This window comes from Thermomonas paludicola (assembly GCF_024498955.1).
GTDB classification, from domain to species: Bacteria; Pseudomonadota; Gammaproteobacteria; order Xanthomonadales; family Xanthomonadaceae; genus Thermomonas; species Thermomonas paludicola.
Map to the genome: position 1 here is coordinate 1,280,837 of NZ_CP093311.1, position 24,264 is coordinate 1,305,100.

A 24,264-nucleotide genomic window follows, 5' to 3' on the forward strand; every position below is an offset into this window, starting at 1 on the left:
CTGATGCCCGTCATTTTGCGCAGTGCCCTGGTCGAACATTCCACCGCGCGCATGTTTGCGCTGGTCAATGACGTGGCCGCCTATCCGCGGCGTTTCGACTGGTGCCGGGAGGCGCAGGTGCTGGAACAGGAGGATGCGCGCCTGCTGGCGCGGCTGGACCTTGGCGTTGGCGGCTTCTACATCTGGTTTACCACCGAGAACCTGCTGGCGCCGCCGCATCACATCGACATGCTGCTGCGCGATGGGCCGTTCCGCCATCTGCAAGGGCGCTGGGAATTCCATGCGCTGGACGAGGCGGCCTGCAAGGTGACGCTGAAGCTCGACTTCGAGCCACAAAACCGGCTATTGGGGCCAGCGATGCTGCTGGGCATGCAGGGCTTGGCCGACCGCATGGTGGACGACTTCGTGCGCGAGGCGGACAAGGAAGCCACGTGATGCGCGTTCAGCTGCTGCGGGCATGGCCGAAACGCTGCGAGAGCGTCGAGGTTGAACTGGCGCAGGCTGCCTGCGTTGGCGATGCGCTGGCCGCCGCCGGTTGGCGGCTGGAGGATGGCTTCGTGGCGCTGGCGGTGTTCGGCAGCTGCGTCGGGATCGACGCCGAACTGCACGACGGCGACCGCGTTGAACTGCTGCGCCCGCTGCGCATGGATCCGAAGCAGGCGCGCCGCCAGCGCGCCAGGCGCGGGTCGGGCCGTTAGCCGCGACCCTTTTTCTTGTCCTTGTCCTTGGACAGGTTCGGGCCGAAGTAGCGCACCGAATTTTTCGCAAGCTCGGAATCCTGCTCGGGGAAATACTCGCCTTCCCAGCGCGAGAGCTGCCCGTTTTCGAACCACACGGTCATCGTCTTGACCGTCGGCGCGCCGTGGCGGCCAATGCGCTGGCTGGCGACATAATCCCAGCGATCATGGTGGAAGGGATCTTGAACGGACGGCGTGCCCAGCAACATCATGACCTGGCGCTGGTCCATCCCGGCCTGCAACTGATCCACCGCTGTTTTTTCCAGCAGGTTGCCCTGGAAGATCGGCTGCCTGTAAAGCAGGCCACAACCGCTCACCAGCAGGGTTGCAAGAAGGAGTGGGAGCAGTTTGCGCATCGGTGGCATGGGGCAGTGGCGGAAGTGCCGATGATACACTTCCATGCAGTCGCGTCGCCCCCCTCGCGTTCGCACGGTCGGGGCGTTCACCCGACGTTGCATGGCGCGCTGGAGCATTCGGAGAAACGCTGATGACAAAGGATCTTCGCAAGGTCGGCCTCAAAGTCACCCAGCCGAGGCTGCGGATCCTGGAGCTCCTGGAGCATGCCAAGCCACGGCACATGACCGCCGAAGACATTTATCGCCAGCTGCTGGCCGAGAGCGAAGACATCGGCCTGGCGACGATTTACCGCGTGCTGACCCAATTCGAGTCGGCCGGGCTGGTGCTCAAGCACAACTTCGAAGGTGGCACGGCGGTTTACGAGCTGGACCGGGGCGAACACCACGACCACATGGTGGATGTGGAGTCCGGCAAGGTGATCGAGTTCCACAGCGATGAAATCGAGCAACTGCAGTTCAAGATCGCGGCCGAACACGGTTACCAGATCGAAGACCACGCGCTGGTGCTGTACGTTCGAAAGAAGCGCTGAAGCGCGCCTCCCGCCTGGAGCGACCCATTGCTCGCCGTGCTGCGCAACGGTCGGCTGGATCAGGTGGCGGCCGTGTCGTCGGCGATCAATTGCGCCGGATAGTCTTCATCGGCCAACGCCGAAAGGGCCGCATCGGCAGTGAAGCTGCCGCTGGCCCGCACTTGGCCACTGCCCAGATCCACCACGATGCCGGCGTCCGGATCAAGTGCCTGCAGGGCGCGCGTCACGGTGTTCACGCAGTGCTGGCAACTCATGTTTTCGACCTTGAACAGCATGATGGCGACCTCGGAGGGGGAGTGAACAGCGGGAAGTGTCGCGCTTGCCATGGGGGCAAGGTCAAGCATGCGTGCCGCCGCTTGACCTTCCAGCCCGGGGAAGGTTGATGATGGGGCCATTCCCCGGCGCCGTACTGGGAGGTTTCCATGCGATCTGACACTACGTTTCGGCTTGCCATCACCGGCATGACCTGCGCGTCCTGCGCCGGCCGTGTGGAAAAAGCGTTGCGCAAGGTCGAAGGCGTGCGTGAAGCCGAGGTCAACCTGGCCACCGAGACCGCGCAGGTGACGGCCTCGGCCAGCGTACCGGCTGCGCGCTTGATCGCAGCGGTGGAACATGCCGGATATCACGCCCGCCTGCAGGATGACGAGCCGGCGCAGGCCGACGCGCAGCCTGGGCAGGTCAGCATGACCCGTGAAACCCGTCACCTGCTGTTGGCGGCCCTGCTTTCGCTGCCGCTGATCGCGCCGATGCTGCTGCTGCCGGCGGGCGTGCACTGGATGCTGCCGGGCTGGGTGCAATGGCTGCTGGCCACGCCGGTGCAGTTCTGGCTGGGCGCACGTTTCTATCGCGCCGGATTCAGCGCGCTGCGTGCGCGCAGCGGCAACATGGACCAACTGGTCGCGCTGGGCACCAGTGCCGCCTATGGCCTGAGCATGTTCAATCTGCTTGCGGCGGCAGGCATGCGCGGCGAGATGCCACTGTATTTCGAATCATCGGCGGTCGTCATCACGTTGATCCTGCTTGGCAAATGGCTGGAGGCGCGCGCCAAGCGGCAGGCCACCGGCGCCATCCGCGCATTGCAGGCGCTGCGTCCGGCGACTGCGCGCGTAGTGCGCGGCGCGCAGGAAGTCGATGTCCCCATCGCCCGGGTCGCCATCAACGATGAGGTGGTGGTGCGCCCCGGCGAGCGCATTCCGGTCGATGGGCAGGTACTGGAAGGCCGCAGCCACAGCGATGAGTCGCTGCTCAGCGGCGAATCCCTGCCAGTGCCGAAAGCGCCGGGGGATCGTGTCACCGGCGGCGCGGTGAACGGCGAAGGGTGGCTGCGCATCCGCACCACTGCTGTGGGCGCGGAGTCGGTGTTGGCGCATATCGTGCGCCTGGTGGAAGACGCGCAAGCGAAGAAAGCACCGATCCAGCGCATCGTGGACAAGGTCAGCGCCGTATTCGTGCCGGTGGTGCTGGGCATCGCCGTCCTGACGCTGCTGGGCTGGGGCATCGCCGGTGGCGACTGGGCACGGGCGCTGTTGAACGCGGTCGCCGTGCTGGTCATTGCCTGTCCCTGCGCGCTGGGGCTGGCCACGCCTGCGGCGGTCATGGCCGGCACCGGCGTGGCCGCGCGTGCCGGCATCCTGGTCAAGGATGTGGAAGCACTTGAGACCACCCGGCAACTGCGCACGATCGCATTCGACAAAACCGGCACCTTGACCGAAGGCAGGCCCACGCTGATTGGCCTGCACGCGATCGACGGTGACGATGCCGGACTGCTGGCCGCGGCTGCGGGTTTGCAGGCGGGCAGCGAGCATCCGTTGGCGAAAGCGGTCATGGCTGCCGCACGCGAGCGACATGCGTCCGCTGCCGCCGTCACCGACATCACTGCGGTGGCCGGGCGCGGCATCGAGGGCGTGCAGCACCGCCGCCGCCTGGTGCTGGGGCATGCGCGCTGGATGCAGGAACTCGGCATCGACCTGAGCCCTGCGCGTTCGCTGGCAGACGCAGCCGCCAACGCCGGCCTCACGCAGTCGTGGCTGGCGGTGCAAGCCGACGCCGGCTGGCATCTGCTGGGCCTGCTGGCGTTTGGCGATGCGCCGCGCGAGCAGTCCACGCAGGCTATTGCCGCGTTGCGCGCGATGCAGGTCCATCCGCTGATGCTGTCGGGCGATAACCGCGCGGCCGCGCAGGCCATCGCCGCGCAGGTGGGGCTGATGCCAGACGAAGTGCGCGCCGAGCTGCTGCCGGCCGACAAGGTCCGCATCATTCGTGAACTGTCGGCACAGGGCCCGGTGAGCATGGTGGGCGATGGCCTCAACGACGCACCTGCGCTGGCGGCGGCCACGGTGGGGTTCGCCATGGGTAGCGGCACCGACGTGGCCATGCACGCGGCCGGCATCACCCTGATGCGCCCGGACCCGCGACTGGTGGCGGATGCCATCGACATCTCCCGCCGCACCGTGCGCAAGATCCACCAGAACCTGTTCTGGGCGTTCATCTACAACATCGTGGGCATCCCGCTGGCAGCCTCCGGTGCGCTGGATCCGGTCTGGGCGGGCGCGGCGATGGCGGCCTCCAGCGTCAGCGTCGTCACCAATGCGCTGTTGCTGCGGCGCTGGGCGCCGCAGGCGCGCGACTGATGGGGAGATCGACATGCGCGTGAAGCAGGCACGACCCGAGCTGGCCGATGCATTGGGGCAGGGGCTGCACAACATCGGCCAGGCCGCCGGCTTGACCGGGGTGTCGGCCAAGATGATTCGCCACTACGAAAGCATTGGCTTGGCACGGCCCAGCGGACGCACCCTTGCCAACTACCGTCTGTATTCCGACGGCGACCTGCACCGGCTGCGCTTTATCCGCCGGGCCCGCGCGTTGGGCTTTTCGATGGAACGCGTTCGCATGTTGCTGGCCCTGTGGGATGACCCGCATCGGGCCAGCGCCGAGGTCAAGCAGCTTGCGCAGGAGCATGCCGCCGAGCTGGCACGGAAAATCCATGACTTGCTGGCCATGCAGCGTGCGCTGGAGGCGCTGGCGCAGCAATGCCACGGCGACGACCGGCCCACGTGCCCGATCCTGGAAGACCTGGCCAGCACGCAGGCCTCCACGGCTCGGTGCGACGCCGGCCATTGACGCGCTGGCGTGATGCATGACACGGGGTTTTCCTACCGATGCGCGCGGCGTCGGCTGGCTGCCTCGGATGGGCCCGCATTCCAGACTGCACGCAGCTTCCGTGACGGGACGATGCCATGTGCAGACGGTTGGCCTTGCTGGGTGTACTGATGTCATTCGCCTTGCCGGGACACGCCGAGCAGTTGTATCGGTGCGTTGGGCAACAGGGGTCAGTCAGCTACCAGTCGCGGCCGTGCGCGGCTGGCCAGCGCCTGGATCGCGTACTGGAGTTCCAGCCCGAGGCGGCCCAGCCCGCGCCCTCCCGTGCAATACCGAGGCGAGCGCCAGCCTACGGGCAAGCGCATGGCACCCGCCTGCGCGGCACGCATCCCCGCCGCATGCTCGCCGCCAGCGACCGCTGTCGCATCGAGAAGAACAGGCGCGAGGCTGCCCTGCAGCGGCTGGGCCTGACCCGGACGTTTGCGCAACTCAGTCATCTGGACGAGCCGGTCAGGGCGGCCTGCCGGGGCTTCTGAATCCGCTCAGCGCAGGGAGGCCTGCTGAATGACGTGCGGCACTTGCCGCCATGTCGACAGGTCATATCCCCAGTTGCGGAGCTGGGTGCGTGAACGCTCCAGGTCGGCCTCCGCTATCGACGGACTGCGTGCGAACACCCACGCGTAATCGCGGGCATCGCGAGCCACCACCATCAGGCTGTAGTCGTCGCGCAAGCCAGCCACCACGTATTGCGCCCGGATCGGGCCGAAGACACGGACATCCCAGACCGCATTGCCCGTCCCGGGGCGCACGTACGCCGGGGCTTCGATGCGCTTGCGCGGGCCGTCCGCGCCGCCGTGATTGAAGCTGAGCGTCGTCCGGATGCTTCCATCCGCCTGCAGTGCATAGGTCTCCACTGCATTCCACGCATCGCGCTCGAAGGGGGTGGGGATGCTGGCGACCAGATACCACGTCCCCATGAAGCGGGTGAGGTCAACGTGCTGTACCGGGCGTATCGGCGGCAGGTTGGCCGACCCGGGGCCGGCGAGCAGCAGCAACATGACCACCCAGATCAGGCGTCCGCGCGAATGCCGGCCCATCATCGGTCACCGTTCTCTGCGGCGCTCGAACAGGTAGTGCGCCACCAGCCATTCCCGGCCATTGGCGTAGCCAAACAGCTCCGCGCATGCCATCCAGAACATGCGCCAGCGCTGGAACCACAGTTCGGCGGCATCGCCATAGGCGTCGCGCAGGATCGGCAACACCGTGTCCCGGTGGGCGTCCTGATGCTGCAGCCACTGATTGGCGGTGCGCATGTAGTGGGTGCCATCCAGCAGCCAGCGCTGTTCGATCGCCAGCGCGTCCTGGAAATGCAGGAGGGTGTCTGCTGCAGGCATCAAGCCGCCGGTGAAGAAATGCCGGCCCATCCAGTTGTCCGAACCTTCCGTTTCGAACGGATAGAGCAGGGTGCGGTGGGCGAAGATGTGCACGAACAGTTTCCCGCCCGGCTTCAGCCAGCCGCCGATGCGCTTGAGCAGACTGTCGTAATTGCGCATGTGCTCGAACATCTCCACCGACACGCAGCGATCAAACGCCTCCGCCGGCAGGGTCAATGCATTCACGTCACGGGTCAGCACCTGCACGTTGGCCAGCCCGCGCGCCTGGCATTGCGCTTCGATGTGGCCGCGCTGCCCGTGCGAGTTGGAAATGGCGGTGATCCTGGCATTCGGGAAGTGCTCGGCCATCCACAGCGTCAACGATCCCCAGCCACAGCCCAATTCCAGGATGTGCTGCCCGTCGACCAGGCCGGCGCGCTGGCAGTACAGGGCGAGCATCGCTTCCTCGGCCTCGGCCAGCGTTTCTCTGCCGGTCGGGTAGTAGCAAGAGGAGTATTTCAGGCGCGGCCCCAGGCATTGGCTGAAAAAAGCCGGCGGAAGTTCATAGTGCTGCGCATTGGCGGCCTCCGTTTCGATCGCCAGCGGGCTGTGCCGAAGCAGCGCGAGTCGCTCGGACTGGCGCGCTGATTGCGATTCCGCGCCATCGCCAAGTTCGTCTTGCAGGCGCTGCGCGCACAGCCGGCGGATGCCAATGCGCACCAGCGCATCGGGCAGCCAGCCGCGTTCGGCCAACCCAAGCAGGCCGCTTGCGGGAACGTCGCGCGCAAGTTCAGCGGTATCCAGCGTGGCGGTCGTCATGGGGTCGTCCTTGTCTGTCGGGAAGATGTGCGGGGGAACCACGGGAACAACATCGGCGTGTCGCGCTGGTAGTCGCGGTAGTCGTCGCCGCGCGTGCGCAGGGCCTGTTGTTCCGTGAACGGGATACCGCTGATGTAGCGCAGGAACAGGTACATCACCACCGGCCCGGACCACGCCAGCCATGCCAGCGGCGCGCCCATTGCCGCCACGGCATAACTGAACCAGTGCAACCATTCGAAGAAGTAGTTGGGGTGGCGCGAATACCGCCAAAGCCCGCTGCGACAGGTCTTGCCGCGATGGGACGGGTTGCCGCGGAAACGGGCCAGCTGTGCATCGGCAAGGGATTCACCCGCGACGCAGATGCTCCACATCGCTGCGGCCACCAGCAGGGCGATGGCCGATGGTGACGGGTGTGAGGCAACGGCGAGGAACGGCAGCGAGAACAGCACCACCAGCAGCGCCTGGAATTGGAAGAAGCCGAAGAATCTTGCCTGGTTTCCCTGCCAGCGCTCGCGCAGTGCCCGGTAACGGCCGTCTTCTTCCTCGCCGCGCACGCGGCGCCACAGATGCAGTGCCAAACGCAGGCCCCATGCCGTTCCCAGTACACCCACCGCGGCCCGCGCCGAGGGCGCGCCGTTTCCGGTGATGGCCAGCAGCGCGGCCGCCAGCGCCAATCCCAGCGCCCACAGCGCGTCCACGATGCCGGCGTTGGCGTGCTTGCGCTGCCACCGCCAACCCAGCGTCATCAGCACGGCAGCCAGCAGCCATACCGCAAGCAATTGCATCCAGATGCTCATGTACGTCCTCCCGAAGCGTGTCCATGTGCGCCACTGCCTGACAGCCATACCAGCAGCGGCATCGCCAACGCCCAGCCAGCGCCAAGGGCGAGCAGGCTGGTCCATGCGGGTTCGGCAAAGCGCACCACATCCCAGCCGCGCGCAGCGCCGAGGTAGGCCAGTGGCCCACCAATGGCGCCCATCACGGCAGCCAGGCCAAGCCGACTTCGCAAGTAGCCAAACAGCGGCACGATGGTGAGCGCGAACGCCCACCACAGCGCCAGAATCCACGCGGGTGAACCCGCCCAAGGCCAGGCAACGGCGTAGTCCAGCAGGCCGGACGCCACCCACAGGTTTTCCAGCCCCACGCCCAGGGCCAGCGCCGTGACGATCAGGCGCAGCTCAAGCCGGCGATTGGGCGAGATGACCCCTCGCCAGGCCGAGAACAGCGCGGCAGCCAGCACGCCGGGCCACCACAGCCCGTGGCCGGCCCCGATCACGGCGGAAAACCAGGTGGCCTGATAGGCAAGCAACGTGAGCCAGAAAATCATGCGACCGCCACGCGTGGTTGGCGCCAGCCCGGTTTGGCCAGCAGCAAATGGCAAACGCCGATGGAGCGCTCGCGGAAACCGCCTTCGCAGTAGGCCAAATAGAACTCCCACAGCCGAACGAAACGTTCGTCGAACCCTTGTGCGCGCACTGCGGGCAACTGCGCGAGGAAGCGCTCACGCCAGGCGTGCAGCGTGCGTGCATAGGAATCGCCGAAGTCTTCCATCGCCACCAGCGCCAGGTCGCTGTTGCGGGTTTTCGCATCCAGCATCGCGCTGACAGATGGGATGAAGCAGCCTGGAAAGACGTGCCGCTTGATGAAATCAACCGACTTCAGCGCCTGTTCGTAGCGGTGGTCTTCAATGGTGATGGCCTGCAGCAGCGCAAGCCCGTCGGGTTTCAGCAGGTGGCCCACCTGCCGGAAATAGGCGTCCTGATAGTTTGCCCCCACGGCTTCGATCATCTCGATCGACACCAGTTTGTCGTAGCGTCCTTGCAGGTCGCGATAGTCGGACTGCAGCAGGGTGATGCGGTCGGCCAGACCGGCGGCGTGAACGCGCTCGCTGGCCAGCGTGAATTGTTCCTTCGAAATCGTGGTGGTGGTGACGTGGCACCCGTAGTGACGCGCCGCGTGCAGCGCAAAGCCGCCCCAGCCGGTGCCGATTTCAATCACGTTGTCTGCGGGCTTGAGATCCAGCTTGCGGCAGATGAGATCCAGCTTGCGCGTGGAGGCGGCTTCCAGCGTGTCGTCCTCGCCCCGCCAATAGGCGGAGGAGTACATCAGGTCCGGTGACAGGAACAGATCGAAGAACGCGTTGCCAAGATCGTAATGCGCGGCGATGTTGCGCCGGCTGCCAATGCGCGTATTGCGGCGCAGCGCGTGCAGCGCTTGCATCGCCCAGCCGCCAAGCCGGGCCATGCCGGTTTCCATGCCATCCAGCAGGTCACGATGACGCACCAGCAGGCGAACCAGCCCGGCTAGGTCATTGCAGCGCCAGAGCCCATCCATGTAGGCCGCGCCAGCGCCCACGCTGCCGTTGGCGGCAACCGCCCGGTAGAACGCCGGATCAAGCACCTCGATCTCCACCAGCGGGCCATCGGTATCGCCGGCATCGAAGCCACCCAGCCCATCGCGCACCAGCAGGCGGCCGTGGCCGAACCCGCTCAGCCGCTCCAGCAGTCGCTGGCGCAGGAATCGATCCAGTGCGCCAAACGCAGGTGCATTGTCGGATTGAACGATCGCATTCACGGCGGGTCTCCGGAAATTTCAGGATGGTGGTGGAACGGCGTGCGCTTCAGCCACAGGCGCAGCGCCTGCCAATAGATCGCACCTACGACTTGCGCCGTCATCAGCGGGTAGCGATACAGCACGCGGGCCAGCGATGCCGCGTTCAAAGGCCGTCGTTGCAGTTGCAGATGGGCATCGAACTCGCGTCGCCCGTCGCGCAGGACATCCATGTGCACCAGCAGGTCATCGCCGGGCGCGCTGAAGCGCCAGTTGTAACGGCGATCCATGCCGACGAAGGGCGACACATGGAAGGTCTTGTCGAACTCCCAGCCCAGTACACGGCCATGCCGCGATGCGCCATCGCAGGGCAGCACGTAGGCATGGCGATGCAGCCACGGGGTGTTGGTGATTTCAGCCACGATGCAATCGAGGGTGAGCCCGTCGGCCGCATGGCAGTAGTAGAAGCTGACCGGATTGAAGATGAGCCCGCCGTAGCGGAGATGGGTGAGCAACCGCACCGGCCCCGCGGGACGCTTGCCGGTGGCGCGTTCAACGCAATCCTTCACGGCGTCCTTCAGCGAAGGCTGCGCAGGGTCCAGATAATCGGATCGCCGGAATTCCGCCAGGTTGCGCCGATCCGCCGACCACAGCCAACGCCCGCGGAACACTTCATCCAGCTCATCCAGGTCCAGGTACAACTGGGCCATGCGATAGGAAAACGCATGCGCCCGCGGATGCATGCGCCGATGCCGCACGCTGCCTTCGTACACCGCGCTGTGCGGCGGCCCGCTCATGACCCGAACCCCGGCGAGGCGAGCGGTGCTGCACCTGCCTCGGGCCACGCAACGCCCAGCGCCGCACTGACATCCACCGCACTGCGCATGCCGTCTTCATGGAAGCCCCAGCCCCAGTACGCGCCGGCAAACCAGGTGCGATTGACGCCCTGGATTTCCGCCTTGCGACCCTGCGCCGTCACCGAAACGCGGGTATAAACGGGATGGTCGTAGCGCATCGTCCGCAACACCTTGGCCGGGTCGATGGCATCGCTGCGGTTTAGGGTGACGACGAAGGGTTCGGGCGATGTCATCCCTTGCAACAGGTTCATGCAATAGCTGACCGTGCAGGGCGCCTCCGGCGCCTCGGGAATGTAGGCATTCCACGCCGCCCACGCTTTGCGGTTGCGCGGCAACAGGGAGGCGTCGGTGTGCAGGACGACGTCATTGGCCTGGTAGGCAATGGCGCCGAGGATGTCGCGCTCGTTCGCGCTGGCATCGGCCAGCAAGGCCAGCGCCTGGTCGCTGTGGCAAGCCATCACGATGGCGTCATAACGCTCAACCCCAGTCGCACTGCTGACCGTCACGCCGTCTGCCGAACGCGTCACTGCGTGGACGGGACAGCGCACGCGCTCCTGCACCCGCCAGCGCGCACGCAGCGCCGCGACATACGCCGACGATCCACCGCGCACCACGCGCCATTGCGGCCGCCCGCTGACCTGCAACATCTGGTGGTTGGCCATGAACTGCACCAGATAGCGTGCCGGAAACTGCAGGATCCTGGTTGGCGGAGACGACCACAGCGCAGACGCCATTGGCACCAGATGCTGGTCACGAAAGGCATCGCCGTAGCGATGCTCGGCCAGCCATTCCCCCAGCGACGGACCGTGCGCCGTGCCTTCCAGCAGGGAAGGGGCTTGCCGGTAGAAGCGAAACAGATCACGGACCATGCCGATGAAACGCGGCGAAACCAGGTTCCGACGCTGGCAGAACAGCGTGTCCAGCGAGGTGGCGTTGTATTCCAGCCCGCTGCGCGCGTCGTGCGCCGCAAAGCTCATGGTGGTGGGCTGGCTGGCCACGCCATGTTCGTGAAACAGGCGGGTCAGCAGCGGATAGTGCACCGGGTTGTGGACGATGAAACCTGTATCCACCGCATGGCGCTGCCCGCGCAGGGTGACGTTGTGGGTGTGGGTATGGCCGCCGATGTAGTCATTGGCTTCAAACAGCACCACCTCGTGCTGGCGCGACAACAGCCATGCGGCAGCCATGCCCGAGATGCCGGATCCGACGACAGCGATTCGCATGTCAGTGCTCCGCCTTCGCCAGCACCCACGCCGGAACCGGCTTCAGGTCGCGCACCAGGCCAAGCATCGACAGCAGCATCAGGCCGTACCAGGTCAGGTCGATTTCCCACCAGCGGAAGCCCTGGCGGGCGCTGCTGGAATAGAAGTGATGATTGTTGTGCCAGCCCTCGCCGAAGGTGAGCAGGGCCAGCCACAGGCTGTTCCGGCTGTTGTCGTTGGTCTGGAAGCGACGCGAGCCAAACCGATGCGCCAGCGAATTGATGGTCACGGTCGCGTGGAACAGCACCACGGTGGAGACGAAAAACCCCCACACCAGCAACTGCGCGCCACTGGTGCGCAACCCTGGCCATGCCGATTGCAGCCATTCGCCCAGCGCATACAGCCCTGCCGCCATCGCCAGCGGCACCACCACGTCAAATCGATCCAGCCAGCGCAGTTCGGGATAGCGTGCCAGATCGGGCACGCGTGCCAGGTCGGTGGCAAACGCGCGACGGGTGAGGAACCAGCCGACATGGCTTTGCCAGAAGCCATGCACGGCAGGCGAGTGCAGGTCGAGCGGCGAGTCGGCGTTGCGGTGATGGTGCCGATGATGGGCCGCCCACCACAGCGGGCCGCGCTGCACGCTGGCCGCGCCGATCACGGCGAACGCGAATTGCAGGGCGCGCGATGTACGGAACGTCTTGTGCGAGAAATAGCGGTGATAGAACCCGGTGATGGCGAACATCCTGACGGCATACAGCAGGCCAGCCACCAGCACCGCCAGCGGCGACACGCCGACCCAAAGGAGGCCTGCACAGCCCAGGTGCAACAGGACGAAAGGCGCGGCGCGGAGCCAGTCGATACGGCTGCCATCCGCGCCGTCCGGGGCAGGCGCGGCCGCCGCGGTATCGAACCATTGGCGCAGGCTGCGGCCCATGGCGCGGGAAGCGGGGGGAGCGATTGCCGAGTTCCGGGGCATTGCGGGCATCCAGTGCGGTTTTCAGGTAGTACGCGGCCGGGAGCCGAACGGATGCAGTGCGCGATCCATGTCCCGCAGCATCCATTTCGCCCGAATCCACGTAAGAGCCGGCAGACACCCCCTGCACCGCTGGTGATTGCCCTAACATGCGACCTGAACCCACCCATGGAACCCTGTCGCCCTTCGAGGCGGCCAGAGTCATGTCGATCAGCGATACCAAACCCGGCGACCCCGGCTATTGGGCCGCGCAAATGCGGGCGGTGTCGCACGCACGCGACCAGGCCAGCTTCATGCGCATCTACGATCATTTCGCGCCGCGCGTGCGCCTCTACCTGCGCGGGCTGGGTGCGCCGGCGCCGGTGGCGGAGGAGTTGTCGCAGGAGGCCCTGTTCCGTCTCTGGCAACGCGCCGACAGTTACGACGCCGCGCGCAGCACGGTCGCCACATGGCTGTTCCGCATCGCCCGCAACCTGCACATCGACCGCCTGCGCCGCGAGAGCAACTGGATGCCGGTGGACGGGGCGCTGGAGCTGGAAGAGGAAGAAACCGACAGCCCGGATTTTTCGTCGGCTGAAAGCTTCACCGCCCACGCAGATTTGAACGAACGGATCGAGCGACTGCCCGCGATCCAGGCAAGGTTGATTCGCATGTCGTATTTCGAAGCAAAATCGCACCAGCAGATTGCCGATGAACTGGGCATGCCGCTGGGCACGGTCAAGTCATCCATTCGCCGCGCCTTCCAGCGCCTGCAATCCAGCGTGCAGGGGGCCGCATGATGCCCATCCATCATCTGGATTCCGCCACGCTGGTCAGCCATGCCGCAGGCGCGTTGTCGCCGGAATTGGCTGCGGTGGCGGCAACCCATCTTGGCGTGTGCGCGCATTGCCGTCGCTTGCTGGCCGACGCCGAGCGTGTTGGCGGTGCCCTACTGCAACAGCAACAGCCGGCCACTCAGGATTCCGGCAGTGCCAGCCGGTTGCGTCAGGACATGCTGGCGCGCATGCAGGCGCCGCTGCCGGCCAGCAGCGATGCCGCGCCGAAGCCAACGACGCAGCACGCGGCGGATCAGTTGCCACGCCCGCTGCAGCCGTACTTCGGCAAGGCCTGGAAAGACCTGCGCTGGCGCTGGATGGCGCCGGGCGTGCACATGATTCGCGCCGCCCGCACCAGCGGCGACACGTTGATCCTGCTGAAGATCGCGCCAGGCAAGAGCATGCCCGTGCACAGCCACCAGGGCAGCGAGCTGACCCAGATCCTGCGCGGGGCCTACGACGATGCCCTGGGTCACTTCGGGCCGGGTGACATTGCGGATCTGGATGCCGACGTGGAACACCAGCCGGTCACCTCGCCAGGCGTGCCCTGCATTTGCGTGGCGGCCCTCGATGGCCCCCTGCGCTTCCGGGGCTGGCTGGCGCGCAAGCTGCAACCGATGGTGGGGCTCTGAACACGGAGAAGCCGGCGCCAGGTTTGCCTGGCCCGGCTCGATCACGAGCGCATCGCGTTGGCTCAGTCGCCGCGATGGCGTAACGACAGGAATTCCTTGCGCAGCGAAGCATCCGACAGGAATCGCCCGCGCATCACGCTATTGAGCATCTTCGACTGGTCGTCCTTCACGCCACGCCAGTGCATGCAGTAGTGGTCGGCTTCCATCACCACCGCAATTCCGTCCGGCTTGAGGCGTTCTTCCAGCAGGTTGGCGATCTGGCTGACCGCTTCCTCCTGGATCTGCGGACGGCTCATGAGCCAGTCGATCAACCGTGCGTACTTGGACAGGCCAATCAGGTTGGAGTCGGCATTGGGCAGCACGCCAACCCAGACCCGGCCCATGATCGGGCACAGGTGGTGCGAGCAGGCACTGCGCACGCGCATCGGGCCGACGATCATCAGCTCGTTCAAACGCTCGGCATTGGGGAATTCGGTGACTGCGGGTGCTGCCTGATAACGTCCCGCGAATAATTCGCGCACGAACATCTTCGCCAGGCGCTTGCCGGTGTCGTGCGTGTTGTGGTCGTTGTCCACATCGATGACCAGCGCGCGCAGCATCTCCTGCGCCTTCGCAGCGACCTCATGCTCGATGGCGGCCAGGTCGTCATCCTGCAGGTATGCGGCGATGTTGTCGTTGGCATGGAAGCGGGCCCCGGCCGAACGCAGGCGCTCGCGCACGCGCTGCGAGCCGGGGCAAGTGGCAAGGCGCTGGATGGTTGCAGGTTCGCGCAGTGGGTGCGACATGGCATGACCTCGGAGGCGGGGAGGGAACAGCGTGTGGTAGCGGTACCACCCGATCGCGACGGGCAGGTTGCGCAACCTGTCAGGTTCATCTACGCGGGTTGCCGGGAATTGGATGCGCTGCGGGTCGTCCCGGTACTGGCTGAATCGCAAGCCCGTGCAAGCGCCACCGCCCGGGAGGCATTACCTGCACTCGCCGTGGAACGTGTCGCGGCCGGCGTCGTGCTCTGGCCAGCGTTGCGGCACCCGTTCGATTCGGCTGGCGTCGTAACCCAGCTTGGCCGCGCGCGCCAGCATCGCTTGATAGTCGTCCTCGGACACCGTCGGGGTGCGCGCCATGTACCAGAAATAATCGCGGGCATCGCGCACGACCATCACCTGGCTGTAATCCGGCGCCAACCATCCCACCAGGTACTGCGCCTTGAACACGCCGAAGAAGCGCACCTTCCACTCGGCATTGCGCGTGCCCGGCACCACCGTGGCATCGGAATGGATCAGCTTGACTGGCACATCGAAGCCGCCCGGGCGATGGCGGAACCAGGTGCACACATGGCCGTTGCGATCAAGCCGGTAGGTTTCCACTGCATTGTGGCCGCCCCGCTCGAAGCGCGTCGGGATGGTGGCGATGACATACCAGCGCCCCATGAAGCGCGGGAGATCCACCGAGTCCACCGGGCGAATGGGCGCATTGGCCTGTGCGCAACCAGACAGCAGTGCCGCCAGTACCAGCGAACGGGTGGATGTCATGAGGCTGCGCATGGGAGGCACACGTTGCGGGATTGCCTGAACTTACGCAGCGTGACCCATTCTGGATGCAGCCGGTGGCGCGCATCCGCGGCACGCCTCAGTGCGTAACCCTTTCGGAATGCCCAAGACGATGCACGAAACGATGGTGGGAACGACGATGACGAAGCAACATGTTCTTCTGGTGGGCGCGACAGGCCTGGTAGGGCAGGGCGTGCTGGATGTGCTGCTGCGGGCGCCGGAAGTGAGCGCCGTGACCGTATTGGTTCGGCGTCCATTCCCCGCGGCGCATGACAAGGTTCGCGTGCTGCAGGTGGCGGAATTCACCGGCGCATCATTGTCGGCGCTGGACCTGGCGGGTCTGGATGCCTGCTTTTACTGCGCTGGCCCGCTGCCGGTGGGGATGTCCGAAGCGGATTACAGAGACGCGACCGTGGGCGCGCTGCAGCACGTGGTAGAGGCGTATGCCGCGGTGAATCCCGCCGGCTTCGTCGCCTATGTCTCCGGACTCGGCGCCAACCCACGGAGCCGATTGATGCCGCTGCGTGTCAAGGGGCAGGCGGAGCAGATGCTGGCATCCGCAGGCATTGCTCATGCCTGCCTGCGTCCCGGCGTGATCCGGCCCGTCCTCGCGGAACGCTCGCCACACGCGTGGCGGCGCATCGTCTATGTCGCGGGTGCCCCGTTGCTGGCGTTCGGATCGAGATTTCTGCCATCGGTGTTCACCACCACCCAGGCAATTGGCGATTGCATGCTGTGCCTGGCGTTGAAGAACGACGACCCACCCCGCATCGTCGAGAACCTGCACATCGTGCGCACCCGGACATCCCGCAGCGCTGCCTAGCGCGCGGCCAGCTGCGACCATGCAGCCAGAGCCGCTTCGCGTGATCGGGCCATGTCCACCATGGGGGCAGGGTAGCCGCAGGCGGACAACGTGGACGCATGCCGCCATCCCTCATGGATGGTCTTTGCCGGCAGGCCGGTCAGTTCCGGCAACCATCGCTTGAGATAGGTGGCCTCGGGATCGAACTTGGCGGCCTGCACATACGGGTTGAACACGCGGAAATAGGGCGCGGCATCGGCGCCACATCCTGCAACCCATTGCCAGCCCAGGGTGTTGCTGGCCAGATCGGCATCGACCAGCGTGTCCCAGAACCAGCGCGCGCCATGGTGCCAATGCTGGCGAAGGTTCTTGGTCAGAAAGCTGGCGGCCACCATGCGCACGCGGTTGTGCATCCAGCCGGTATGCCAAAGCTCGCGCATGCCGGCGTCCACCAGCGGAATGCCGGTGCGCCCGCGCTGCCAACGCGCGACTGCAGTGGCGTCTTGGCGGGCCCAGTGGAACGCGTCAAAGCGCGGATTGAAATTCGCATGCGGCGTGTCGGGGAAGTGGTAGAGCAGGTGATGCGCGAAGTCGCGCCAACCCAGTTCACGCAGGAACGGCTCAAGGTCGGGGCGCCGCTGCACGCTCATGCGTTCGGTTCGCTGGATCAGCGCATGATGGATTTGCGCGGGCGTGATCTCGCCGAAATGCAGATGCGGCGACAGGCGTGACGTGCCGTGCCGCGCCGGCAGGTCGCGCCCGTTGGCATAACCCGCCAGCGCATCGTCGGCAAAGATCTCAAGCAATTCCTGCGCACCGGCCTCGCCGGGTTGCCATGCAGCGGCCAATCCACCGGCCCAGGGGCGCGTGGGCAGCAAGTGCAGTGCCTGCAGCGGCAAACTGCCGGGCAGGGCCAGCCAGTGCCTTGCGCGTGCCACGGGCAACGGCGCCGCCACCGGCAACTGCGTGCGCAGCTTGCGCCAGAACGGCGTGAACACCCGATAGGGCTTGCCCTCACCGGTCGCCAGTGCCCACGGCTCACTCCACACATTGCCGGCATGACTGTGCACCGCAATCCCGTCTTCGCGCAGCGCGGCCTTCAGCCGGGTGTCACGTGCAATGCTGGCGGGCTCGTAATGGCGGCACCAGTACACCGCGCTGGCGCCTGAGGCTTGAATGAGTGACCGCAAGGATTCCAGCGCATTCCCACTGGCGACATGCAGGCTGGCGCCTTGGGTTGCCAGCGCGCTCTGCAAACTCTCGAGCCCGTGATGCAGCCACCAGCGACTGGCTGCACCCGGCGCCCACGGTGCATCGTCCTGCGGCGCATGGATATACACCGGCAACACCCGATCATGCTCTGCGCATGCCGCGAACAGGGCGGGATGATCCGCCACACGCAAATCGCGCCGGAACAGCACCAGAGCCGTACTCATCAAGACCCATTCCTGCAGGGAGGCAACGAATGCTTATACGCAAGCCAACGGAAATCCGATGCACCGATCAGCAGGAGTCCCGTATTACTAATGACATAATATGCATTATGCGAAGTCAAGAGCTTGCGCGGCGCAATGTCACTGATCTGGTGATTGCCTCCAAAGATGTCTGCAGAGGCCTTCCTTGCTATGCATCCGCACTGTTGATGCCACGCCAGTTCAGAAAAGCATGCTGCAACCCTGCGCACGTCAGAAAATCATGCATCAGCGCCGACGCAGGTGGACTGATGCTCAAAGTAAAGTACGCAACGATAGGTGTACGGATCATGCGGAACGTTGTGATCTTTTGGGCGTACGCTTCAACTTTGTGCTTGACGTCGCCTGCTTGAGTGCTTTTTCCACGGCGGACGGCAGGCGCTGAAGGCGTGCCAACTGAGCATCAAGAACTTCCGCTCGTGCACGCTGAGCCGCGGCATCACGACAAGCGTCCGCTGCTTCAGTCCGGGCGGCCTCGATGTCCTCGAGCTGAGATTTACGCGCCGCGTCATGCTCTCGGGTGACTGACGCCAATCGTTGTTTCAGTTCCAGTACCTCCTGCCGACCACGATCCACCTCAGCATGAGCCCGATCTTCGACAGCGCGGACATGTCGGATGAGGTCGTCTCGCTCTGAAGCTGCTTGATCCTGCTGTGTCTGCAGGCGTGCCTCTGCAACCTGACGCTGGCTTTCGGCTTCCGTCACGCGAGCATGAGCAGCCTCGCACTGACGAGCAAGTTCCTTATTCTGCCCCTGCAGTTGATGAACAAGGCGCTCCAGCTCCACTGCACGAGCCTGGGCGAGTTCCCGCAGTTGGGTAGCATCCGCGGCCTGTTGGCGCAGGAGGGCTGCTTCGTCACGGAACTCCTCTTTAGCGGTGTTCAACGCGGCTTGTTCGGCCTGCAGCGCCTCACTTCTTTGAGAAATCGCGATCTCTGCATTGGCGCGGGCATGTTCCATCGCAAGGGACCACCACTCTCCTGCCAGAGAAGCCACCGCATCTGGGGCTTTCGGCAACGCACGATGCGATTGTTGCTTCTGCAACCGCTCACCCAACTGCTTCCACCAAGTATCCAGCCACCGTGTGACGGTGTTGGGCGAACCGGTCCCCAAGTGCGCGCGGATGCGCTCGACGGTCGGGCGTTCTCCGGCGGCGACGATCTCGTCTGCGGCCGTATGGACGTCGGTTTCGGTGATGCCCTTGGCCATGGCTTGTGCCTCCTATGTGGCCGCCCTACTCTGCTGTTTCCGTACTCACGATAAGTGATGATTATCGCTAGTAGACACCCTATTTCATAACGTACATTACATAGTATGAAACGAAATAGCACATCGCTGACCAGCCCCGCGACGGCCACCCACTTGGTGCTGCCCGAGCAGTTAGCACAGCAAGCCGCAGATGCAGTGCGGGAATTGCTCGCGGAAGCGGCTGCGGCCAACACCACGCGCAGCTATGCCACCGCCCTGCGCTACTGGGCCGGCTGGCACCAGAGTCGCTACGGTATCGACCTGAGTTTGCCGGTCAGCGAAGCCGTGGTGATCCAGTTCCTGGTCGACCATATCCAGCGCAAAAACAAGACTGGTCTCGTCAGCGAATTACCGCCCGCGTTGGATCAGGCGCTGGTGGCCGCCGGCCTCAAGGCCCGGGTTGGGCCGCTCAAGCTCTCGACCGTGGTGCAGCGCGTGGCCGTACTGTCCACCGCACATAAGCTCAAGCGTCTGGCCAACCCCTGTGAGTTGCCTAGCGTGAGAACGCTGCTCAGTCGCGCCCGACGTGCTGCGGTCAAACGCGGTGAGCGCCCGACTAAGAAGACCGCAATTACTCGGCCTGAGCTCGAGGCCATGCTCGCGACTTGCGATGCCAGCCTGGAGGGCCTGCGCGATCGCGCCCTGCTCTGCTTTGGGTTTGCCAGCGGTGGACGTCGTCGTAGCGAGATCGCTGCCGCCGACATGCGGGACCTACGCAAGGTCGGTGACGACGGCTACATCTACCGACTGGAGTATTCGAAGACCCAGCAATCGGGGGTGAAGGCGGATTCGACGCCGGACAAGCCGATCCTGGGACGTAGTGCCGAAGCGCTGACGGTCTGGCTCGATGCGGCGGAGATACGCGAAGGGGCGATCTTCCGCCGGATCTGGAAAGGACGTGTTGGCCCTGCCCTACTCCCGGGCTCCGTGGCGTCGATTGTGAAACGTCGTGCCAAGCTCGCTGGTCTAGAGGGAGATTTTGGGGCGCATAGCCTGCGGTCGGGATTTGTCACGGAAGCAGGCAAGCAAGGCGTTCCGCTCCCTGCGGTGATGGCCATGACCGAACACCGTTCTGTGGCGAGCGTGATTGGCTACTTCCAAGCCGGAGCAGCGGAAGATAACCCTGCAGCTCGCCTGCTGAAGTGATATGAACTCGTCGACGAATGGGCCAATAGCGGCCATTTCAACTTATTTGCTCGCAACTCCTGCCTAGAACTTGCCCGTCAATTCTGGCTTCCTAAGAAGTGATTCGCCCAGGCGGCCAGATCATGCACCTTCACTGGCAGACTAGGCTAACAAGCCATGCACGTAGGCCCGGAGTCGCGCGCGGGCAGCAATCATGCCAGACGTCGTAGCACCAGCCCCTGCTCTCGTGCCCACCGTGCTGAAAGCAGTGTCGCATGCACCTCCCCGGTGCCCTCGCGCCCTTAGCTAGACTGCTGATTCCACGCTCAGGCGGGATCACCATCGACCCTACTTATCTGGAACCGCTCCGCCGCCAAGGCGACTGCGCGCCAGCTCATCGAGCTTCCCCAATCGGACGAACTGCGTCGGCACTAGACGCGGCATGCGGCGCATGAACGGAAAGATGCGCGGGCATACGTACAGGTCCTCGATCCGCTGCTCGACGGCGGCACCCGCGGGCCACTTCAATAACTCCAGCAATCGAGCCGCGTGGGTTTCCAGGAACGCGTGTCGACGTGCGATCTTCGCCAACTGGCCGGTCGTCGGCGTCTTGCCGAAGACGTCTTCGCGAAGGCGCCGCATGTCCTTGATGCAAAACGCCGGCTTGTTGTACTTGCACTCGACCATGAACCACCGGTTGCCTTCCGGCTGGTACGCCAGCACGTCGAAATCGCCGACGTCCTCGAAGCCTTCTTTCTTGAATCGCCGATGGAAATCAACGCCATGTTCGACGTACGTCAGGTGGCGGCCGAGCACTTCGACGGCGCGCCGTTCCAGGTCCTGTTCGATGTGCTTCTTGATCGCCTCGGCGACGGCCTCGATCTCCGGATACCCAAGGTCGGCCGGCGGGTAGCCGTCCGAAAACGTGCCACTCCAGATGCCGAAGGCGCGATGCGCCGCCGCGGCTCCCCACAACAGCCTGTCCTGCCCGACGCGCAGTACAGGGCGGATACCGTAGCGGTGCACGCGCTTGCGGTGCTCCCAGATCGGCACATCGCTTGTTTCCATTTCGACACCGGCGAGCAGACACACACGGCTAGGGTCCAGCGTCAGAAAGTCCAACGCCGCCTCGATCTCGGTCGGAGGCACCGATTTCGGAACGTGCGCGACGATGGTCGCCAACACGTCCGCCTTCGACCCCTCGTACGACCACGCCAGCGGCACCGCCCCTTGCTTGGCGCTCACCCACCGACTCAATACCGCCAACACGGGCAACAGGGTGGACATTGAGAAGCCAACGCTGTTCAGGAAGGCGGCATCGAGTTGCTTGTGCTGCGCCTCGTCCATTGACGCGACACTGTCTTCGTCAGCGCCGCGCTCTAGTAGCTTGTTGGCGGCTTCTTGCTGGTAAGCCTTGTCATCGTCGCCGTCGTAGAAAACTTCGGGGATGAAGTCGCTGTCCACGTTGACGCCACCGACTTCCAGTTCGTTATGCAAAGTGTCGCTGGCGCCATACAGCACCAGCAGCCAATCTGCCTGCGCAACCAGTAGTTGCCACTCCTCCACCGTGGGCACCCTGCCCCCTGCTTCGCCTCGGCTGTATGCCAACTCCAGCAGGTAGCGAACATTTCGCGTCATCTGGATGAATTCTTCATGCACCTTAGCCTGTTGCTCAATGCGGTCGAAGTCGACGTCGTGCGTCAGGCTCATGCGAAGCCGCGTATTCTCGCGGTCGTACTCGGCGACCAGATGATCGAACTGCTCGACCGCCAGGCGAACGAATGCCTGCCGATCAAACTGCCGGACGTGTTCGTGCACCAGCGCGCGGTAGCGATCTCGAATCTTGTCGATCACCACCTTGGCCGGCTTGAGCTCGTACCGACCCGGTGCGATGTCTTCGGCGCGAAACTCCATCGCCAGATCGCGCCGGGCCAGCTTGAAGTGCTCGAGTTCCGGCAACGTCGGATCGGGGTGATCAGGCACGTCTACTGTGCGCTCCCGATGCGAGAGGGTGAAACGCGGCGTTCGGTCGGCCGTCGCCGCCAATGTCCGAAGAACCTGCTCGTCCAGCGCAACGCCCATCGCCGCGCATGCGCCCCGAAGCCACTCGCCGGCACAGAAAGCCTCGAACCGGGCATCCGAAGCATCCTCCAGGTCCGCGGCGACCTGAGACAGATCAACCTCGACTTCCAGTACCAGAGAGTCGGCGTTACGTTCGCGGATCCTCCACGCGGTGAGGAGCGGCCCGGTCGACGACTCGCCGCCCCTCTCGTCTGGCAAGCGGTCCAGGTTGGCGTGGCAATGGGTCACGATGCGCTGATGCGCGAAAAGGTTCGCAGGAAACAACGCCGCCCGCTCATTCCACGCGTCCGCCACGCAATGGATGAACAACTCCAACAAGCCTCCATGCCGAGCCTCAAGGTCTTGCGCGTCGACATCAAGCATGAAATGCAAGGTGGGCACGACTCCATCGGCGCACCACGACAGCCGCGGATGGCCGCGATGGGTCAGCTGACGCAAGGTCTTGTCGGTGGGTTTCACCGACCACGCGGTGGGGTCGTCGTCGGGAAACCGGCGCGGCGCCGAAGACCAGAAATCTCGAAGTGCTTCAAACCGAAAATTAGATCCGCCGTGTGGGTCGAGCATGATCATGGTCGGTCGAATCGCGCCGCCAATGAGCACGCCGTGTGACTGTCGATACGCGGCGAAGTGATCCATCGGACCGGTGAAGGGTGAGGCCGACTCCTCGTTGGCATCGACGAAGGCGAAATAGTCGTCAACGTCCTGCGATCGCTCCACCGACTCCACGAGCGATACCAGATCCATCAGAAATAGGGTCCGGAGCGTGGACTCATGCGGGATCGCCACGGAGAAGCCTCCGGCGATCGGCGCGATGACGACCGCGAGAACGCGCACGACATCGGGCGAGCGTCCCTGAAGCGGTATGTGCACGATCTGGCCGGTGGCCAGTTCCTGGGCCACCAATCCATCGTATTCCTCGATCAAGGCGCGAAGCTGCTGCCCAGCGGCCGGCAGATCTTTCGTACGCCGGACATCGACCAAGACCACCACCCACAGCGTCGTCCGCGTGCTGAGCAATGCTGCGACCTGCAGATCTGCCAGCTTCGGGTGGCGAAGCGACACGCGCAGCGGACCCGGAATAATGTCCGCCGGTCGGAAGCGCGCCTCGAGGAACTGGGCGGTCCGCGTCGCGGTGTCGCGTTCCAGTTGCGCACTGGGTCGGGGGTCGCGTTCTTCCCAGTGCTGGATCACCGCGGCGCACAGGCATCGTGGGCTGAGCGGGAAGCGCTGGCCGTCCAACTCCAGCCAGGCGAAAGGCAGCAGCTTGCCCGTCATGAATTTGGTCGTGAACGTCGTCGCGTCCAGCGCAGGGATCGCGCCGGGGCGAGCAATGAGCGCCGGACTCACGGCCAGGGTGGACGTCACCTGCGGCATCGCCTGCAGCACTTGCCGCGCCTGAGCCCAGAAGTCTTCCGGCGGCACCTCAAGGTGACCCGAGTCCAGGCCGCAGACCTCCCCGGGCTGTGCAATGTTACTCAACAAATGCTCGTGCACGCTCAGCGCGGCGCGCATGTCTGCGCGCCCCGCTCCACCGCCGGTTCTTGCCTGACGAAAAGCTTCGATGAAATCGGGCAGGCGCTCGAACGCGCCGCCGTACATCAGGCGATAGGTCTTGCCCTCGAAGACGACACGCACCTGGCCCCAGTCCAACTCCGGCACGTAGTCGTCCGTCATGGGAAACGTAGGCAACAGCTCGTGCAAGCGGCTGACGAACTGGCTGAACTGCGCGTACGTGGCGAGGCTGCCCTCGCCAAAGGCGGGCGCCTTGAGGGAGACGAAAACCGACAGCGCCAAGGCTTGTCGGGTCTGCGCCGACAAGTTGGGCAACCACAGTTCAGAAATGAGCAGCGCAAGGTACGCGTCGATAGAGCACACCGAAGTCAGGTGAGCGCGAACGGCCTCGATGCTGCGACTCAATGCCTTGATGCTTTCGCTGACTGAACGCTTCGGCGCCTGAAAGGTGCGTCGATGTGGTCTCTTGGGCTTACGCTTTGACATGGGCTTCGTCGCTTGGGATCGCTCATTCGGGACGAGCACGCGCG

Annotated in this window: 25 protein-coding genes; 10 read left to right on the forward strand and 15 right to left on the reverse strand. The window is 64.8% G+C overall.

Annotation, left to right across the window (positions count from 1 at the left end; all coding sequences use genetic code 11):
* Positions 1–3: 3 nt before the first annotated feature.
* Both LIW09_RS06010 and LIW09_RS06015 read left to right on the forward strand, forming a co-directional pair.
* Positions 4–435 (forward strand): type II toxin-antitoxin system RatA family toxin, encoded by a 432-nt coding sequence (locus LIW09_RS06010; protein ID WP_256647038.1) that lies wholly within the window; start codon positions 4–6, stop codon positions 433–435.
* Positions 435–698 carry an RnfH family protein gene (locus LIW09_RS06015; RefSeq protein WP_256647039.1) on the forward strand — a complete coding sequence of 88 codons (264 nt, stop codon included), beginning with the start codon at positions 435–437 and terminating at the stop codon, positions 696–698. Before LIW09_RS06010 ends, LIW09_RS06015 begins: the two co-directional genes overlap by 1 nt.
* Here the strand turns inward: LIW09_RS06015 and LIW09_RS06020 are convergent.
* The gene (locus tag LIW09_RS06020) at positions 695–1,093 is read right to left on the reverse strand and encodes an outer membrane protein assembly factor BamE (RefSeq protein ID WP_256647040.1); all 399 of its coding nucleotides are present in this window, start codon (positions 1,091–1,093) and stop codon (positions 695–697) included. The genes LIW09_RS06015 and LIW09_RS06020 overlap by 4 nt on opposite strands.
* A gap of 128 nt (positions 1,094–1,221) precedes the next feature.
* Between LIW09_RS06020 and fur the strand changes: the two genes are divergently transcribed.
* Entirely contained in the window at positions 1,222–1,623 is a 402-nt protein-coding gene (gene fur, locus LIW09_RS06025) for a ferric iron uptake transcriptional regulator (RefSeq protein ID WP_275114565.1), read from the forward strand.
* Positions 1,624–1,682: 59 nt separating this feature from the next.
* Here fur and LIW09_RS06030 read toward each other — a convergent pair whose 3' ends face one another.
* Entirely contained in the window at positions 1,683–1,898 is a 216-nt protein-coding gene (locus LIW09_RS06030; protein WP_256647042.1) for a heavy-metal-associated domain-containing protein, read from the reverse strand.
* 147 nt (positions 1,899–2,045) lie between these two features.
* Here LIW09_RS06030 and LIW09_RS06035 point away from each other — a divergent pair, with 147 nt between their 5' ends.
* From LIW09_RS06035 to LIW09_RS06045, 3 genes are all read left to right on the forward strand, one after another.
* Complete coding sequence (locus LIW09_RS06035) at positions 2,046–4,253, forward strand: heavy metal translocating P-type ATPase (protein ID WP_275114562.1); 2,208 nt, start codon at positions 2,046–2,048, stop codon at positions 4,251–4,253.
* Between the two features lie 13 nt (positions 4,254–4,266).
* Complete coding sequence (gene cueR, locus LIW09_RS06040; RefSeq protein ID WP_256647043.1) at positions 4,267–4,743, forward strand: Cu(I)-responsive transcriptional regulator; 477 nt, start codon at positions 4,267–4,269, stop codon at positions 4,741–4,743.
* A gap of 149 nt (positions 4,744–4,892) precedes the next feature.
* Positions 4,893–5,258 carry a DUF4124 domain-containing protein gene (locus LIW09_RS06045; protein WP_256647044.1) on the forward strand — a complete coding sequence of 122 codons (366 nt, stop codon included), beginning with the start codon at positions 4,893–4,895 and terminating at the stop codon, positions 5,256–5,258.
* A gap of 6 nt (positions 5,259–5,264) precedes the next feature.
* On the opposite strand, the gene LIW09_RS06050 is transcribed toward LIW09_RS06045, so the two are convergent.
* From LIW09_RS06050 to LIW09_RS06085, 8 genes are read right to left on the reverse strand one after another with little or no spacing between them, the layout of a single operon-like run.
* On the reverse strand, positions 5,265–5,819 hold the full coding sequence (locus LIW09_RS06050) for a lipocalin family protein (protein WP_256647045.1): 555 nt from the start codon (positions 5,817–5,819) through the stop codon (positions 5,265–5,267).
* Between the two features lie 6 nt (positions 5,820–5,825).
* Complete coding sequence (locus LIW09_RS06055) at positions 5,826–6,914, reverse strand: SAM-dependent methyltransferase (RefSeq protein ID WP_256647046.1); 1,089 nt, start codon at positions 6,912–6,914, stop codon at positions 5,826–5,828.
* Entirely contained in the window at positions 6,911–7,711 is an 801-nt protein-coding gene (locus LIW09_RS06060; RefSeq protein WP_256647047.1) for a DUF1295 domain-containing protein, read from the reverse strand. The genes LIW09_RS06055 and LIW09_RS06060 overlap by 4 nt, the downstream gene beginning before the upstream one ends.
* Entirely contained in the window at positions 7,708–8,241 is a 534-nt protein-coding gene (locus tag LIW09_RS06065; RefSeq protein WP_256647048.1) for a DUF2878 domain-containing protein, read from the reverse strand. Before LIW09_RS06065 ends, LIW09_RS06060 begins: the two co-directional genes overlap by 4 nt.
* A complete protein-coding gene (locus LIW09_RS06070; protein WP_256647049.1) occupies positions 8,238–9,488 on the reverse strand; it encodes an SAM-dependent methyltransferase in 1,251 nt (416 codons plus the stop codon). The genes LIW09_RS06065 and LIW09_RS06070 overlap by 4 nt, the downstream gene beginning before the upstream one ends.
* Positions 9,485–10,261 carry a DUF1365 domain-containing protein gene (locus tag LIW09_RS06075; protein WP_256647050.1) on the reverse strand — a complete coding sequence of 259 codons (777 nt, stop codon included), beginning with the start codon at positions 10,259–10,261 and terminating at the stop codon, positions 9,485–9,487. The genes LIW09_RS06070 and LIW09_RS06075 overlap by 4 nt, the downstream gene beginning before the upstream one ends.
* Positions 10,258–11,544 (reverse strand): NAD(P)/FAD-dependent oxidoreductase, encoded by a 1,287-nt coding sequence (locus tag LIW09_RS06080; RefSeq protein ID WP_256647051.1) that lies wholly within the window; start codon positions 11,542–11,544, stop codon positions 10,258–10,260. The genes LIW09_RS06075 and LIW09_RS06080 overlap by 4 nt, the downstream gene beginning before the upstream one ends.
* 1 nt (position 11,545) lies before the next feature.
* Positions 11,546–12,460 carry an acyl-CoA desaturase gene (locus LIW09_RS06085; RefSeq protein WP_256647052.1) on the reverse strand — a complete coding sequence of 305 codons (915 nt, stop codon included), beginning with the start codon at positions 12,458–12,460 and terminating at the stop codon, positions 11,546–11,548.
* Between the two features lie 188 nt (positions 12,461–12,648).
* On the opposite strand from LIW09_RS06085, the gene LIW09_RS06090 reads away from it, so the two are divergent.
* Together LIW09_RS06090 and LIW09_RS06095 are read left to right on the forward strand one after the other, a co-directional pair.
* The gene (locus LIW09_RS06090; protein WP_256647053.1) at positions 12,649–13,278 is read left to right on the forward strand and encodes a sigma-70 family RNA polymerase sigma factor; all 630 of its coding nucleotides are present in this window, start codon (positions 12,649–12,651) and stop codon (positions 13,276–13,278) included.
* Positions 13,275–13,946: a ChrR family anti-sigma-E factor gene (locus LIW09_RS06095; protein ID WP_256647054.1), complete on the forward strand. Its 672-nt coding sequence runs from the start codon at positions 13,275–13,277 to the stop codon at positions 13,944–13,946. The genes LIW09_RS06090 and LIW09_RS06095 overlap by 4 nt, the downstream gene beginning before the upstream one ends.
* 62 nt (positions 13,947–14,008) lie before the next feature.
* Here the strand turns inward: LIW09_RS06095 and folE are convergent, their stop codons facing one another.
* Together folE and LIW09_RS06105 are read right to left on the reverse strand one after the other, a co-directional pair.
* Positions 14,009–14,731, reverse strand: a complete 723-nt coding sequence (folE, locus tag LIW09_RS06100) for a GTP cyclohydrolase I (protein ID WP_256647055.1) — start codon at positions 14,729–14,731, stop codon at positions 14,009–14,011.
* A gap of 180 nt (positions 14,732–14,911) precedes the next feature.
* Positions 14,912–15,475 carry a lipocalin family protein gene (locus LIW09_RS06105; protein ID WP_256647056.1) on the reverse strand — a complete coding sequence of 188 codons (564 nt, stop codon included), beginning with the start codon at positions 15,473–15,475 and terminating at the stop codon, positions 14,912–14,914.
* A gap of 118 nt (positions 15,476–15,593) precedes the next feature.
* Here LIW09_RS06105 and LIW09_RS06110 point away from each other — a divergent pair, with 118 nt between their 5' ends.
* Complete coding sequence (locus LIW09_RS06110; protein WP_256647057.1) at positions 15,594–16,316, forward strand: Rossmann-fold NAD(P)-binding domain-containing protein; 723 nt, start codon at positions 15,594–15,596, stop codon at positions 16,314–16,316.
* Here the strand turns inward: LIW09_RS06110 and LIW09_RS06115 are convergent.
* The gene (locus tag LIW09_RS06115) at positions 16,313–17,731 is read right to left on the reverse strand and encodes a cryptochrome/photolyase family protein (protein ID WP_256647058.1); all 1,419 of its coding nucleotides are present in this window, start codon (positions 17,729–17,731) and stop codon (positions 16,313–16,315) included. The genes LIW09_RS06110 and LIW09_RS06115 overlap by 4 nt on opposite strands.
* A 324-nt stretch (positions 17,732–18,055) precedes the next feature.
* Positions 18,056–18,976: a DNA-binding protein gene (locus LIW09_RS06120; RefSeq protein WP_256647059.1), complete on the reverse strand. Its 921-nt coding sequence runs from the start codon at positions 18,974–18,976 to the stop codon at positions 18,056–18,058.
* 105 nt (positions 18,977–19,081) lie between these two features.
* Here LIW09_RS06120 and LIW09_RS06125 point away from each other — a divergent pair, with 105 nt between their 5' ends.
* On the forward strand, positions 19,082–20,161 hold the full coding sequence (locus LIW09_RS06125; RefSeq protein ID WP_256647060.1) for a site-specific integrase: 1,080 nt from the start codon (positions 19,082–19,084) through the stop codon (positions 20,159–20,161).
* 327 nt (positions 20,162–20,488) lie between these two features.
* On the opposite strand, the gene LIW09_RS06130 is transcribed toward LIW09_RS06125, so the two are convergent.
* Positions 20,489–24,139: a hypothetical protein gene (locus LIW09_RS06130; RefSeq protein ID WP_256647061.1), complete on the reverse strand. Its 3,651-nt coding sequence runs from the start codon at positions 24,137–24,139 to the stop codon at positions 20,489–20,491.
* Positions 24,140–24,264 lie beyond the last annotated feature (125 nt).

Bases quoted from the DNA above. Each gene is read 5' to 3' on its own strand.
- LIW09_RS06010 (WP_256647038.1), top strand. From the start codon at position 4: ATGCCCGTCATTTTGCGCAGTGCCCTGGTCGAACATTCCACCGCGCGC.
- LIW09_RS06015 (WP_256647039.1), top strand. From the start codon at position 435: ATGCGCGTTCAGCTGCTGCGGGCATGGCCGAAACGCTGCGAGAGCGTC.
- LIW09_RS06020 (WP_256647040.1), bottom strand. From the start codon at position 1,093: ATGCGCAAACTGCTCCCACTCCTTCTTGCAACCCTGCTGGTGAGCGGT.
- LIW09_RS06030 (WP_256647042.1), bottom strand. From the start codon at position 1,898: ATGCTGTTCAAGGTCGAAAACATGAGTTGCCAGCACTGCGTGAACACC.
- LIW09_RS06035 (WP_275114562.1), top strand. From the start codon at position 2,046: ATGCGATCTGACACTACGTTTCGGCTTGCCATCACCGGCATGACCTGC.
- cueR (WP_256647043.1), top strand. From the start codon at position 4,267: ATGCGCGTGAAGCAGGCACGACCCGAGCTGGCCGATGCATTGGGGCAG.
- LIW09_RS06045 (WP_256647044.1), top strand. From the start codon at position 4,893: ATGTCATTCGCCTTGCCGGGACACGCCGAGCAGTTGTATCGGTGCGTT.
- LIW09_RS06050 (WP_256647045.1), bottom strand. From the start codon at position 5,819: ATGGGCCGGCATTCGCGCGGACGCCTGATCTGGGTGGTCATGTTGCTG.
- LIW09_RS06055 (WP_256647046.1), bottom strand. From the start codon at position 6,914: ATGACGACCGCCACGCTGGATACCGCTGAACTTGCGCGCGACGTTCCC.
- LIW09_RS06060 (WP_256647047.1), bottom strand. From the start codon at position 7,711: ATGAGCATCTGGATGCAATTGCTTGCGGTATGGCTGCTGGCTGCCGTG.
- LIW09_RS06065 (WP_256647048.1), bottom strand. From the start codon at position 8,241: ATGATTTTCTGGCTCACGTTGCTTGCCTATCAGGCCACCTGGTTTTCC.
- LIW09_RS06075 (WP_256647050.1), bottom strand. From the start codon at position 10,261: ATGAGCGGGCCGCCGCACAGCGCGGTGTACGAAGGCAGCGTGCGGCAT.
- LIW09_RS06080 (WP_256647051.1), bottom strand. From the start codon at position 11,544: ATGCGAATCGCTGTCGTCGGATCCGGCATCTCGGGCATGGCTGCCGCA.
- LIW09_RS06085 (WP_256647052.1), bottom strand. From the start codon at position 12,460: ATGGGCCGCAGCCTGCGCCAATGGTTCGATACCGCGGCGGCCGCGCCT.
- LIW09_RS06090 (WP_256647053.1), top strand. From the start codon at position 12,649: ATGCGACCTGAACCCACCCATGGAACCCTGTCGCCCTTCGAGGCGGCC.
- LIW09_RS06095 (WP_256647054.1), top strand. From the start codon at position 13,275: ATGATGCCCATCCATCATCTGGATTCCGCCACGCTGGTCAGCCATGCC.
- folE (WP_256647055.1), bottom strand. From the start codon at position 14,731: ATGTCGCACCCACTGCGCGAACCTGCAACCATCCAGCGCCTTGCCACT.
- LIW09_RS06105 (WP_256647056.1), bottom strand. From the start codon at position 15,475: ATGACATCCACCCGTTCGCTGGTACTGGCGGCACTGCTGTCTGGTTGC.
- LIW09_RS06110 (WP_256647057.1), top strand. From the start codon at position 15,594: ATGCCCAAGACGATGCACGAAACGATGGTGGGAACGACGATGACGAAG.
- LIW09_RS06115 (WP_256647058.1), bottom strand. From the start codon at position 17,731: ATGAGTACGGCTCTGGTGCTGTTCCGGCGCGATTTGCGTGTGGCGGAT.
- LIW09_RS06120 (WP_256647059.1), bottom strand. From the start codon at position 18,976: ATGGCCAAGGGCATCACCGAAACCGACGTCCATACGGCCGCAGACGAG.
- LIW09_RS06125 (WP_256647060.1), top strand. From the start codon at position 19,082: ATGAAACGAAATAGCACATCGCTGACCAGCCCCGCGACGGCCACCCAC.